This is a genomic window from Nostoc sp. (assembly GCF_036917095.1).
Classification (GTDB): Bacteria; Cyanobacteriota; Cyanobacteriia; order Cyanobacteriales; family Nostocaceae; genus Nostoc.
On the sequence record NZ_JBALFH010000045.1, the window covers coordinates 210,638 to 223,875 of the forward strand.

At 42.3% G+C, this 13,238-nt stretch carries 13 protein-coding genes and 1 pseudogene; 6 read left to right on the forward strand and 8 right to left on the reverse strand.

Annotated features, from left to right (window positions below):
- Window positions 1–37: 37 nt before the first annotated feature.
- The 3 genes from V7L01_RS29160 to V7L01_RS29170 all read left to right on the forward strand — a co-directional run bounded on the left by V7L01_RS29160 (window position 38) and on the right by V7L01_RS29170 (window position 2,838).
- Window positions 38–283 carry a hypothetical protein gene (locus V7L01_RS29160; protein ID WP_335041108.1) on the forward strand — a complete coding sequence of 82 codons (246 nt, stop codon included), beginning with the start codon at window positions 38–40 and terminating at the stop codon, window positions 281–283.
- Between the two features lie 166 nt (window positions 284–449).
- On the forward strand, window positions 450–1,817 hold the full coding sequence (locus tag V7L01_RS29165; protein WP_335041111.1) for an NAD(P)/FAD-dependent oxidoreductase: 1,368 nt from the start codon (window positions 450–452) through the stop codon (window positions 1,815–1,817).
- A 610-nt stretch (window positions 1,818–2,427) separates the two neighbouring features.
- Complete coding sequence (locus V7L01_RS29170) at window positions 2,428–2,838, forward strand: peptidoglycan-binding domain-containing protein (protein WP_335041113.1); 411 nt, start codon at window positions 2,428–2,430, stop codon at window positions 2,836–2,838.
- A 592-nt stretch (window positions 2,839–3,430) separates the two neighbouring features.
- Here the strand turns inward: V7L01_RS29170 and V7L01_RS29175 are convergent.
- The 4 genes and pseudogenes from V7L01_RS29175 to V7L01_RS29190 form a co-directional block, all read right to left on the reverse strand.
- Window positions 3,431–4,246 (reverse strand): ABC transporter ATP-binding protein, encoded by an 816-nt coding sequence (locus V7L01_RS29175; RefSeq protein ID WP_335041114.1) that lies wholly within the window; start codon window positions 4,244–4,246, stop codon window positions 3,431–3,433.
- Between the two features lie 5 nt (window positions 4,247–4,251).
- Window positions 4,252–5,292 (reverse strand): FecCD family ABC transporter permease, encoded by a 1,041-nt coding sequence (locus V7L01_RS29180; RefSeq protein ID WP_335041117.1) that lies wholly within the window; start codon window positions 5,290–5,292, stop codon window positions 4,252–4,254.
- A complete protein-coding gene (locus V7L01_RS29185; RefSeq protein ID WP_335041120.1) occupies window positions 5,289–6,320 on the reverse strand; it encodes a FecCD family ABC transporter permease in 1,032 nt (343 codons plus the stop codon). The genes V7L01_RS29180 and V7L01_RS29185 overlap by 4 nt, the downstream gene beginning before the upstream one ends.
- Before the next feature lie 411 nt (window positions 6,321–6,731).
- Window positions 6,732–7,042 (reverse strand): annotated as a pseudogene (locus V7L01_RS29190) (hypothetical protein); the annotation flags it as partial.
- 241 nt (window positions 7,043–7,283) lie between these two features.
- Between V7L01_RS29190 and V7L01_RS29195 the strand changes: the two are divergent.
- Together V7L01_RS29195 and V7L01_RS29200 are read left to right on the forward strand one after the other, a co-directional pair.
- The gene (locus tag V7L01_RS29195) at window positions 7,284–10,568 is read left to right on the forward strand and encodes an aminotransferase class I/II-fold pyridoxal phosphate-dependent enzyme (RefSeq protein WP_335041123.1); all 3,285 of its coding nucleotides are present in this window, start codon (window positions 7,284–7,286) and stop codon (window positions 10,566–10,568) included.
- A complete protein-coding gene (locus tag V7L01_RS29200; RefSeq protein ID WP_335041125.1) occupies window positions 10,561–11,388 on the forward strand; it encodes an SDR family oxidoreductase in 828 nt (275 codons plus the stop codon). The genes V7L01_RS29195 and V7L01_RS29200 overlap by 8 nt, the downstream gene beginning before the upstream one ends.
- A 53-nt stretch (window positions 11,389–11,441) precedes the next feature.
- On the opposite strand, the gene V7L01_RS29205 is transcribed toward V7L01_RS29200, so the two are convergent.
- The 3 genes from V7L01_RS29205 to V7L01_RS35520 form a co-directional block, all read right to left on the reverse strand.
- Window positions 11,442–11,648, reverse strand: a complete 207-nt coding sequence (locus V7L01_RS29205; protein ID WP_335041127.1) for a hypothetical protein — start codon at window positions 11,646–11,648, stop codon at window positions 11,442–11,444.
- 3 nt (window positions 11,649–11,651) lie between these two features.
- Window positions 11,652–12,140, reverse strand: coding sequence for a type II toxin-antitoxin system VapC family toxin (locus tag V7L01_RS29210; RefSeq protein ID WP_335041129.1), 489 nt, complete (start codon window positions 12,138–12,140; stop codon window positions 11,652–11,654).
- A 222-nt stretch (window positions 12,141–12,362) separates the two neighbouring features.
- Window positions 12,363–12,488 (reverse strand): DUF6888 family protein, encoded by a 126-nt coding sequence (locus tag V7L01_RS35520; protein ID WP_442937038.1) that lies wholly within the window; start codon window positions 12,486–12,488, stop codon window positions 12,363–12,365.
- Between the two features lie 191 nt (window positions 12,489–12,679).
- Between V7L01_RS35520 and V7L01_RS29215 the strand changes: the two genes are divergently transcribed.
- Window positions 12,680–12,847, forward strand: coding sequence for a hypothetical protein (locus V7L01_RS29215; RefSeq protein WP_335041131.1), 168 nt, complete (start codon window positions 12,680–12,682; stop codon window positions 12,845–12,847).
- A 16-nt stretch (window positions 12,848–12,863) separates the two neighbouring features.
- Here the strand turns inward: V7L01_RS29215 and V7L01_RS29220 are convergent, their stop codons facing one another.
- Window positions 12,864–13,136, reverse strand: coding sequence for a hypothetical protein (locus V7L01_RS29220; protein WP_335041132.1), 273 nt, complete (start codon window positions 13,134–13,136; stop codon window positions 12,864–12,866).
- Between the last annotated feature and the right edge of the window lie 102 nt (window positions 13,137–13,238).

The window sequence follows — 13,238 nt, forward strand, 5'->3', positions numbered from 1 at the left end:
GATTTTCAGTTCACCAAATATTTTCAGGAGTAAGTTTATGAATTTATTCATCCAAGAACTACCAGCATCAGAACTCGCCCCAAAAGCAGTTCAAGAAACTCCAGCACCAGGTAAAGATCCGCTAATTGCACGGGGGTTGCAAAAAGAGCAATATGTTGGCATTATTGGGCTAGCGATCGCTCTAATTGCTGCTGTAGGATTTTTTAGTCGCAGAGTTGAATACGCTATTGCGTTTGCTATTATCCTTAGCGTTGGTTTAATAACTTTATTTCTATTCTTATAACGAATTCGTCATTAGTCATTTGTAAATACAAATGACTAATAGACTAATCACAAAAGTCTTAATTTGAGAATCGTGATTTGCGCCTCTAATTGAGACAAAATAATCTGAATTTAAATGTGTAACATCCGAACAAGTTCCTGACTTCACAAGACTTTGGAGATATTTTATGAGCAGCCCAGTTTATCAAACTGTTATTGTCGGTGGTGGGTTCACTGGCTTATTTACAGCCTTACACCTGGCTCACGAACATTATCCTCGCTCTGTAATTTTGATTGACAAAAACGAAAGCTTTTGCTTTAAGCCGTTACTCTACGAATATTTCAGTGGCGAGATGGATGCTTTTCAAGTAGTACCGCGTTTTGTAGAATTGCTTAAAGGCAGTGGTGTCATCTTTGTTCAAGATGCAGTGGAATCGATAGACTTGCATCAACAACAAGTTAAATTAGCTTCGGGAAATTCCTACAACTACAGTAACTTAGTATTAGCCTTGGGTAGTGTTACTGGTTATCATCATTTGGAAGGTGCTAAAGAACACGCTTTCCCTTTTTGGACACAAGAAGATGCGATCGCTATCGATCGGCATTTGCACGACTGTTTGCAACGAGCTGTGCAAACTGAAGATCCAGAACAACGTCGTCAACTGCTAACAATTGTTATAGTTGGTGGTGGTGCAACTGGTGTAGAAATGGCAGCTACTCTAGCTGATTTACTCCCACATTGGTATAGCGCTTTGGGAGGTAATTCTAGTGAAATCCGTGTAGTACTGCTCAATCACGGTAAAGAAATCCTCAACAGTGATATCAACGATCCTCTGCGCCCAATTGCCGAGAAAGAATTACAAAAACGCACGATCGCAATTGAGATTCTTACGGGAGCAGAAGCTACTAGCATTCATGCCAACGCCATTGAATATAAGCGCAATGAGCAAATTGAGATATTGCCAACATATACCACAATCTGGACAGCTGGTACTTCTATTAATCCAGTAATTAAAGATTTACCAATTTCCCAAGAACATCGGGATCGTCGCGATCGCCTTTTAGTTACTCCCACAATGCAACTACCCGACTTTCCAGAAGTCTTTGCAGGCGGGGATTGTGTAGCAGTTCAGGATAAATCCCTACCGGCAACAGCCCAAGTTGCTTATCAACAAGGAGCCAATATTGCTCGGAATTTGAAAGCGATCGCTTTAGGCGAAGACCTCAAACCAGCAAAGGTAAATATTCGCGGAACTCTCTTAAAATTGGGGTTAAATGATGCTGCTGCTAACTTTTTCAATATTTTGGAAGTTGCAGGCGAATCCGCGCATTTAATCCGTCAAGGCACTTATTTAACGCTATTACCAACTCCGATTCATGATTTTAAAGCTACTAGTGAATGGCTGGATGAAGAGATTTTTCACCATCACCTTGACCCCCATGATGTGGGCAAAAAAGTTGTACAAGCGGCGGAAGTGGTTGGTGCAGGAGTTGTAGGCGTATTAGTTGCAAGAAAGTTATTGAAAATGTTGGGTTCGGAGGATAAAAGGGACTAGTACTCGACCAACTCAAAATGATGGGAGCAGGGGAAGAAAAACACTTGATTTTCTTTCCATAAATCTCACAAAGTTAATAAATTCTCCAATTTCTCTTCTTTTCTTCTTCCTTCTCTTCGAGACGCTACGCGAACGCGCTCTTTGCGTCCTTCTCTGCGAGACGCTACGCGAACGCGGTTCGTTCTCTTATCTCTCAAATTTAATGAGACAGACTACTAAGCTAAAAAACATCTAAATTGCATAATTCAGATTAAATCAAACTCTTGTGGGGTGGGCATCTTGCCCGCCCTAGCTATGCAATTTAAATGTGGAACAGCTTAGAGAGTCAAAAGTGGGGGAGATGAAGGATATTAGAGGAATTGTCTAATATCAAGAGCGCGACCTCGCATGACATAAATTTTAATTCATTTAGTCATGCTTTTGTCACAATTTTGCAATAGCTCTGTCAATACTACGTGTAATGCTATAGCTCTGGCTTAGGAAATAGTCTCATACTAAACCCTACACACCAGAGTTTACTGAGGAGAATCACTATAAGGCACAAACCCTGATAAAGATAACTCTTCAAATCAAAATTGCAAAATCTCATATAGTTGATAGGAACAAAAAGATGAATTGGAAAGTACTTGCTTTGCTCCCTGCTCTGGCTCTAGCTACTGCTTTGCCTGCTTACTCTTTAACCAATAATAAAAGCCAAAATGCGGCTACTGCTACCCACATTGCACAAAGTACTCAGCAAGGTAAAATGGCAAAAAAAGCTAATGCTGTACCAAAGGTTAATGCCAAGCGCAAGTCTAATAGTGTAGCAAAGCGTAGTAGTGGTACTGTACTTACAGTAGGCAGCAGGGGAGAGATAGTGAAAACTGTTCAGAATTCCTTAAAACAGCAAGGATTTTATACAGCAAGTGTGAATGGCGTCTTTGATAACAAAACTCGTGCAGCGGCGATCAAATTTCAGAAATCTAAGGGATTAAGAGCAGACGGAATAATTGGACGCCGGACTTTAGCTGCTCTTAAATAAAATAGTTTACTCAACTTTTTCAGTAGATTTCAAGTAAGCCCACTAGATATCGACGATTTTGATGCATGTAAGAGCAGAATGGGGCAACAAGGAAGAATCAACAGACAAGCATCTGTTTAATTCCACATTCTGATTGCTGAAATGCCTTAAATACAAAAGGCTAGAAAATAAATTCTAGCCTTAAAATAGTAAACTAACTTTTTCTATCTCAATAAAGAGATATGCTTCTATAAGTATCCCAGTAAGCGTTCTTTGGGAGCAATTCCTTGGAATGTGCCTGTACCCAAAGGCAACCACAGGAGTGGCTCGTCCGCGCTTGCGATCCTTGTAATAAACCCGCCCGAAAATTAAGTTAGCCTAAATTAAGGAAATAAAATACTACCTCTATTAGCTAAACCTATGTAGATTCTTTTTTTTCATCGGTACTTAAGACATCAACACAAAAGTTCAAAGCTGATGGTTTGAATCTATTTGGAATTTTAAAGAAAAACTGTTTGTTTGCAAGGAAGTTAACTTTCCCTTAGAGAACTCCAAAAAATAAATTATCCAATTTTTGGAATCAAAACGACTTTTCCTCCCCCAGCTAAGTGCCCTAAAAGCGATGGGATATTTTTTTATTTGGGAGTCCCTTACGTCCTATCGGCACACACATTGGGGTTCCCAAAATTGGGTCAGAAATAATCCGACACTCCAACTCAAAAACCTCCTGTACCATCTCTTGGGTCATCACTAGCTGTGGTTCCCCAGCCGCAAAAATCCGACCATCTTTGAGAGCAACTAGATAATCAGCATAACGGCACGCCTGATTCAAGTCATGCAATACCATCACAATTGTCCTTCCCTGACTTTGGTTCAACTCATACAACAAATCTAAAACTTCTATCTGGTGTGCCAAATCAAGAAAGGTAGTCGGCTCATCTAAAAGTAAAATGTTTGTATCCTGTGCTAGTGCCATCGCAATCCAGGCTCGCTGTCGTTGTCCACCAGATAAAGTATCTAATGCTTTATCTGCCAACTCCAACAAATCTGTAGTCAAGAGCGCTTGCTGCACAATTGTTTCATCTTTTTCTGACCACTGCTGCAACCAGGTTTGATAAGGGTAACGCCCTTGTGCTACCAAATCTCTGACTGTTAAGCCTTCCGGTGCGGCTGGCCCTTGGGGCAAAATACCCAACTGTTGAGCCACTTCCTTAGTGGAAAGCTTCAAAATAGACTCCCCATCAAGATATACTGTACCGCTATGTGGTTTAAGCAGTCTTGCCATCCCTCGTAACAAGGTTGACTTACCGCAACCATTAGCACCAACTAAAGCGCTAATTTGTCCGGTGGGGATTGCCAAATTCAAGTCACGAATAATCGACGCACCGTTGTAACCTAAAGAGAGACTTTTGGTTGATAATCCTTTCATAAGCTTTATTTTTGACGATTACGAATTAATAAGTAAAGAAAATAAGGAGCGCCGATAGCAGCAGTTACCACCCCACAAGGAAGTTCTATAGGTGCAAACAGCGTTCTCCCTAGTAAGTCTGCGACCAAAACAATCACTCCCCCCAACAGTGCCGAAGTGGGAATTAACCCCTGATGATTTGTACCTACCAACTGTCTGCCTAAATGAGGTGCAATTAACCCAACAAAGCCAATCATTCCCGCAGTGGCAACTCCTGCACCTGCTAAGGCTACGCCCACCAGCACTAGTAAACCGCGCTCCCATTCCACACGAGTACCTAGACCTTTGGCAACATCATCTCCTAAATTAAGAGCGTTTAAATGCCTTGCTAGTATCAACGCCATCGGGACAAAAACAATCAACCAGGGTAAAAAGGAAAACACTTGTTCCCAGGTGCGTCCGTAGACACTGCCAGCTAACCAAACCAAAGCATTACTAACATTACTAATTTCCCCAAAGGTAATCATCAAGCTGGTGAATGCACTGGCGATCGCAGATAAACCAATACCCATCAAAATTAATAGAATCGGAGAACTACCTTTGTTCCAAGCCAAAACATAAATTAAAACAGCCATTAATAAAGCACCAATAAAAGCTGAAAGAGGCAAAGTGTAAATCGGTGCTGATGGAAATAGCACAATGACTGTCACTGCTGCCAAACTTGCCCCTGCATTGATGCCAATAATACCAGGGTCAGCCAAGGGATTGCGTGTTAGACCTTGAAAGATAGTGCCAGAAATAGCAAACGCCACTCCTACCATAAAAGCGACAAGGGTGCGAGGTAGGCGCAGATCGTAAATCACGAAAGCATGGTCTGGGTTGCCTGTATCTATACCGAATAGAGTTTTAATAATGTCCAAGGGCGAGATCGGATATTCACCTTTACCCAGATTCATCACCATTGCCACCACAATTACTACTGCCAAATATAACAGCATCAGTGGTATACGTCGGTCAAGCCGAAAAGATATCCCCTGAGAACGAATGACTAGCCAATTAAGCTTCATTTCTTCACCTTTGACTTAGCCAGGTACACAAAAAAAGGAGCACCAACCAGTGCTGTCATCACACCTACAGGTAATTCCTGCGGTTTGAGTAATACACGGGCGGCAATATCTGCAACAAGGAGTAAAGTTGCGCCCACAACTGCGGAGTAAGGCAAAATCCAACGGTAATCAGCTTTGATGAAAAATTTCACCATGTGAGGAACAACTAAGCCAATAAAGCCGATTGGCCCGGCAATAGATACGGAACTTCCCGCCAGTAAAACGACGCTAATAGCTGTGATGATTTTGACCCAAGCTGTTTGTTGACCTAAACCTTTGGCCACATCGTCACCGAGGCTCATGGTAGTAATTTGTCTACCAAGGGCAAAAGCAACGACTAATCCAAGGGCGATGAAAGGCAATGTTTGCAAGAGCATATTGATATCGCGCCCAGCTAATGAACCAGCTAACCAAAATCTAATTTCTTCTAGCGTTCGTTGGCTGATAATGAGGATGGCAGTGGTGAGAGAAGAAATTAGAGCCGTGAGCGCCGCACCTGCTACTGTGAGATTCAATGGGGTAGCCCCTCCTCTTCCTAGAGAACCAAGCAAGTAGACTAATATCGCTGTGACTCCTGCACCCAAAAAGGCTACAACGGTTAAAAAACTCAAGGACGAACTGCCAAAAACAAAAATTGTGCCAACTACAGCCAATGCGGCTCCCGATTCAATACCTAAAATCCCTGGATCTGCTAAGGGGTTGCGTGTCAAACCTTGCATCAAGGCTCCTGATACTGCCAAGGCTGCTCCTACAAAAATAGCAATGAGCGATCGCGGTAATCTCACTGTCTGAATAACTAAGTGTTCATAGGAAGCGTCAAAGGTGAAAAAAGATGCCAAAGTTTTACTTAGAGGTATTTCTGCTGCACCAAGCGTGACACTGTATACCAAGCAAATTAGTAAGATCGTTAGTCCTAGAAGCAGACGAGCTAAGGCTGATATTTGGGGTTTTTTCCATTCTCTAGGCGACGTTGTGGACACTTTTGTCATTGTAATTTATGTATCTCAATTAACTGTTTATTAGCCATCAGATTGATAATAATTTCTGATAATTTGATGAACTATTTGGCTATTAACCTTAACAAAGTAACCAAATATACTAGTTTTGGGCTGGCTATTTTTTAGGTATCGCATGAGAAATTAAAATATTACTTTAAACTTATTGCGAGTATTTTTCAACTCATGAGGTAAGATAAAAAAGATCGGGATACTTGGTTACGGTGCTTTGGGCGCTTTTTTTATTAGAGCCAGAAAGACTTCTATAATTTTGAGTAAATTTCGTATCATTGAAAAAGGTTTAGTGGCTCTGATGCTTTTTCTAAAGGGAAATACCAATACTTATTTTCTCTAGAAAAGTGCCATCCTGTCATGAACTTTGCTTTGTGTTGATAGTTGTCAATCTCATATTTTGGCGTACAAACTACAACCTTGCTCCACAATTTGACCGCAATCCATCGCATATATGCAATGACTGTGACGAATCGTGGAAAGATCGCGAGCGATGCCTACGGCGGGCTTTGCCTACGCTATAGTTGTCCGATTTTGAGCGATCGCAGCTAGGGACTTCTGAATAGCCGCTTCCCCTTCCGTTTCATTATCTACCGCAGAGGTTGCCTCATTCAAAATCAAAATTGGTGGATCTTTCAGAATACCACGGGCGATGCCTACGCAATTTGCTATTGTTGACCACCAGAAAGTTTCCGATCGCGTTGCCGATAATAGATATCTCCAATTAGGTTTTAGCCTAAACAGGGTAAGGGTTTGAGGTTCTTTTTCACAGATATTTAACAGCGAATATTTGCCAAAATTGTAAACAAAAATTGAGGGATCTTTGGGATTTCCAAAAATCAAACGAAAATTGCAACCAATAGCAAAACTCAAGCAAAAACAAGCTTTAAGCTTAATATAAAAGTTGATTTTTTGTTTATACCCAGTTGTTAAGTGATTATCATTATGATAAAATTCCAAACTAAATCTAATTTATTTGGACAGGAAAAAACACTGATAGATTTGCTCTGCCATAGAGTGAAAAACCAGCCGCATCAGCAAGCTTACATATTTCTTCAAGATGGGGAAATAGAAACTAGCCGTCTAACCTACCAGGAATTGGACTATCAAGTACGTGCGATCGCAGCTCATCTCCAATCCCTCTCTTCACCAGGAGATAGAGCTTTGCTACTTTACCCACCTGGATTAGACTTTATCACAGGCTTCTTCGCCTGTCTCTATGCAGGGATTGTTGCCGTTCCCGCCTATCCACCCAAACGAAATCAAAAACTATCTCGATTGCAAGCGATTATTCGAGATGCTCAGGCTAGCTTGTTATTAACCACCGCAGATATGTTCCAAGTAATTGAGCAATATGGAACAAATGAACCGACATTTAAACAGTTGCATTGGATTTTAACCGATCGAATAGTAACTTCTTCCCACGACTTCACCCCTGTAGCGGTGGAATCCAATACCCTAGCTTTATTACAATACACCTCTGGTTCAACTGGTACTCCCAAGGGAGTCATGGTTTCCCACGGCAATTTGATCCACAACTGCGCCGCCATCGGTCAATTCTTTGAAAAAAAACCCGATATTGGATTCTCTTGGTTACCGCCTTACCATGACATGGGATTAATCGGAGGTATACTCCAACCTCTATCTGCGGGATTTCCTTTAATATTCATGCCACCGATGGCATTTCTGCAAAACCCGATGCGTTGGCTAAAGGGAATCTCAACTTACAAGGTAACGGTGAGTCCAGCGCCTAACTTTGCTTACGATCTCTGCGTGCAAAATATTAAGCCAGAGCAATTAGACAACCTCGATCTCAGCAGTTGGGAAATTGCCCTCAATGGTGCCGAACCGATTCGAGCCGAAACTATAGAGTCTTTTACCAAGCTATTTTCGCCCTACGGATTTCGCCCCAGTAGCTTTAAAACCTGCTATGGAATGGCAGAGACAACCCTGCTAATAACTGGAATCAAGAGGGCAGAAGTACCGACTATCAAGGTTTGCGATGCCAAGGCTTTAGAGCAAAACCAAGTCGTTAGCTGCACCGCAACCGATGCCGATATAACCGACCGGAAACTAGTTAGTTGCGGTCATCCTTGGTTTAATCAAACCGTAGCGATCGCTAATCCAGTTTCGTTAACTAAATGCGAAGCAGGGCAAGTAGGAGAAATCTGGGTTGCTGGTGAGAGTGTAACACAGGGATATTGGAATCGATCTGAGGAAACTCAGAAAACATTTGGTGCTTATCTGGCTGATACGGGAGAGGGGCCGTTTTTGCGAACCGGAGATTTAGGGTTTTGGGAGGATGAAGCCGGGTTATTTATTACGGGCCGTCTCAAGGATTTGTTGGTGATTCGAGGACGAAATCACTATCCTCAAGACATCGAACAAACAGTGGAAACTAGTCACCCAGGGTTAGGCTTTCACAGTAGTGCAGCCTTTACTGTGGAGATGGATGGAAGCGATTGCTTGATTGTTGTTTCTGAAGTGAAGCGAACTTATCTGCGGAATCTCAACGTTGACGAGGTTGTGAAAGCCATTAGAAAAGAAGTCTTAAGGGAACACGATTTACAAGTTTATCAAGTCTTGCTGCTAAAACCTGGAAGTCTCCCCAAAACCTCCAGCGGCAAGATTCAACGCTTGGCTTGTCGTGAAAATTTCTTGGCGGGTAGTTTGTCATCTGTAAACTCAGCGACAGATATTCCTCAACCCATTAATCTAGACAAGTATTCTCAGCAGTATAGTGTGGAGTCAATCCAAGATTGGATATCCCAATGGCTAGCGACAAAATTAAATATTCCCTGGCAATCTATTGACCAAAAAGAATCTTTTGAAACCTATGGTTTGGATTCTCTGCAAGTAGCAAAATTTATTCAAGACCTGGAGGTTTGGTCAGGATATTTACTGAATATTTCTACACTGCAAACATTTGGGGAAATCGCTACTTTAGCACAATATCTCACTAAAGAACTTGCTCGCCATAATGGCCAGCCTTTGGCTCAGATTCCACCTGAATATTATCAATTTGAATGCTTTCCAGAATACGCACAACTCCAGCAACGATTAACCCAAATTCAAACTCTGGAAATCGCCAATCCTTATTTTCAAATGCAGGAATCTATAACTAGGGATTCCACTCAAGTTCAGGGACGTACATTAATTAATTATTCAACCTACAACTATTTAGGCTTGTCAGGAGATCCGGCAGTTTCCGCAGCAGCTAAAGATGCGATCGATCGCTATGGTACATCGGTTGGTGCTAGCCGTTTGGCATCAGGCGAACGTCTTCTACATCGGGAACTAGAACAAGAAATCGCAGAGTTTCTTGGCGTAGAAGACTGCATTGTTTACGTTAGCGGACATGCAACTAATGTTACTACCATTGGACACCTGTTTAATTCCCAGGATTTAATCTTTTATGATGCTCTGAGTCACAATAGTATTTTGCAAGGCTGTGCTTTATCCGGTGCTAAGACAGTGCCTTTTCCCCACAATGATTGGCAAGCTTTAGATCGGATGCTGCAAGACCAACGTCAACATTATCGGCGAATTCTGATTGTTATTGAAGGCATTTACAGCATGGATGGAGATATCCCAGACTTGCCTCGGTTTGTTGAGCTGAAGCAACGGTACAAAACTTTACTCATGGTAGACGAAGCCCATTCTATTGGCGTACTGGGCCAGCAAGGGCGGGGTATTCGGGAGTTTTTTGGCGTGCAGCCAGCCGATGTGGATCTGTGGATGGGAACTCTCAGTAAAGCTTTTGCCAGTTGTGGGGGATATATTGCCGGATCTAAAGCCTTGGTTAATTATTTAAAATACACTGCCCCTGGTTTTGTTTATAGTGTGGGATTATCCCCCGCCAATACCGCCGCCGCTTTAACAGCCTTGCGTTTGCTTAAGGCTCAACCCACACGAGTTAAAATCTTACAGCAGCGATCGCAATACTTTTTACAACAGGCTAAAGCTAAAGGTTGGAATACAGCCACAAGCCAAAACTCTGCGATTATTCCCATTGTCGTGGGGAATTCTTTAACCTGTATTCAGCTTTCTCATCTTCTCTTCCAAGCAGGTATCAACGTTCAACCAATGATTTATCCAGCCGTCGCCAATCATGCCGCACGTCTGCGATTTTTTATCAGTTGTCTTCACACAGAAGAACAGATTAACACCACGATCGCAGCCTTGGCGATCGCATTTACCCAAGTACCTCACAGCAGAGAAGATGTATAAACATGCAATTATTACTGGTGGTTCCAGTGGGATTGGTAAAGCGATCGCTAAACTTTTGGTGCAATCTGGTAGTAGTATCTCCATCATTGCTCGCACTCAGACTAAGCTCGACTCTACCAAAGCAGAACTCGAAACCTTTAAAATTCATCCCAATCAGCAAATATTAGTTATTTCCGCAGATGTATCTCAACGCGAACAAGTGGAAAGTGCGATCGCATCTGCCATTATTGGGCTAGGTGTACCAGACTTATTGATTACCTCTGCGGGGATTGCCCATCCAGGGTATTTTGCCGAACTACCAATCGCCATTTTTGAACAAACAATGGCGATTAATTACTTTGGAACTCTTTATTGTATTAAGGCTGTCTTACCCAGCACGATCCAGCAGGGAAAAGGCCATATTGTCGTAATTTCTTCGGGAGCCGGATTGATTGGTTTATACGGCTATACTCCCTATAGTCCGAGTAAATTTGCTGTGCGAGGATTAGCTGAGTCGCTGCGGGGCGAACTCAAAACCGCAGGTATCCACATTTCCATTGTTTACCCACCAGATACCGATACACCTCAACTGGCAGCCGAAAATAAAACTAAGCCAATGGAAACAAAACTGATTACCCAATCCGCCCAAATCTTGACAGCAGAGAAGGTCGCCTTTGATATCTTACTGGGAGTGAAACGAAAGGTGTTTGTAATTACACCAGGAATAGAAATGACTTTACTGTTGCGGTTTCACAGCCTTTTTGCTCCCATACTGCAATGGTATTTTGACCGTCTTGTGTGGCGATCGCGCAATATCAAGGAACGCGATAATAATATTTAAAAAGTAAGATCCCTCAGCAGTATCAAAGCTGAACTCGCTCGCGCAAAGATACTCTACGCTAAAGGAGGCACGCTCTCAGTTTGCGTCGGGTGCAGTGATTTATTAGACCAACGTTTGATCGGAAGTTTTACAACTTTACGCCCATGAGCAATCTGTTTCTTTCGTAGATCGTTAAAGATTGCGTTCAGGTCATAGTTCAAGGAGCTAGCGTATTCCTCTCTGTACTTGTGAATTTCCTCTATAATTTCGTCTTTATACATGGATCATTCTCCTGTAAAATCGTATCCCATTAACTCATAGGGTGTACAGATGACTGGTAATTCATATCCAAGTTCAGAGCTAATTTGTGATAGCTTTCTCTGGATTTGGGCGTTTGCCATATGCTTACAGTTCCATGTTAGCAGGTAGTCCAAACCGTAAACTGTTGCCAATGACATATGCAAAGCATCATTAGAGGCTTTTGGTGGTAGATTGCTTTGTTGCAAAAACTCTTGTGCAAGCTCTATCGCTTCTTCAGTGAGATCGAGAAATATTAAAGACTCTAACAAATTCAGCCTTTGATCCGCGATCGCTGCATCTCCTCTAGCCGCTTCATCCTCTACAATTTCAGAAGTATAAAGGACAAAAGAACCGCGACGAATATTCCACCAATCTTGCGTGATTTTCATGTTTGCTGCCAGAATCAAGTTTTCTGTCGATCTGGCAGTCAAGTATCCTAAAATGCTGGTTTCGATATAGACAGTTTCGCTCACAGAAATCTCTAAAGTTTATTTTTCCCTTATCCTACAGCGTTTAATCCTCCTTCTGAGGGTCTTGGATTTCCCTATGTCAACCCAATGTATAAGATCGGCGATCGCTTAGTCACGAAACTACCATAACCTTTTCATAGGGAGGGGATTAGCGCGTGTTTTCAAACCCCAAATTATACTTAATTGTAGGTTAGGTTAAGGGATGAAACCCAAATTTTCAGTATTTCAAGCTAAAACATAGAGATTATTTGTTCGATCATCAATACATATAAAATGTATCGGCTGAAGTATAAGATAAGTTAACCAATAGCTAAGACGATGTAGACCTTTTAATTGAGTATTAGTAGGCATTAAAGACAGGCACTCCACACGTCTTTCAATTTTAGCACTCACATAATAAAGCTTATTTTGATATATTCAAATGTATATAAAATATTCAAAACTTATTGGTTTTCATCTATTCATTCAGAATTGCGTTGCTAGCCTTCAATTACAGAAAAAGCCGCTAGCATTTCGGACGCAATGTTAACCAGTGGACGCCAATGCTTCGGAGGCTCCGACCACCAATGGAATCGCCAGGACGAGAACAGGTCGCCGAAGACCGCAAACTGATGCATTGTGCCATCACAACCGCCGTAGCCACTGAGGTCTGGCGCGATCGGCAGCGAAAGCGCCGTGACCCTATCGAAAAACGACGCCAACTGGTCTGAGGGGAATGACACAGCGTCATAGCCGAGCAATTGCACTACTGGCTACGACCGTAAAACTTGCGTCCGAAATAGGTGCCACCCTTGTGGCCCGTGTCGTACCTCCCATGCCAGCGCATCCGCGAAAGACGGACATACAATCAATTGCATCCGTCGTTGGCCGATTCCACTGACATGGATATCCCCAGTTACCGAACGAGGTTCGGTGCGGATGCGATGCCAAAGCGCATCCTGTTGCTGCTGCAATATCAGTTCTCGCGCCTTGCGATTGCCCATTAGAAGAACTCGCCATCGAACTAATTATTATACAGAAACTTTTCATATAATTATTCAACATAGGATATTTATATACAAAGTTTTCCGCATAACTGCCTAATTCGGGATGATATGCTCA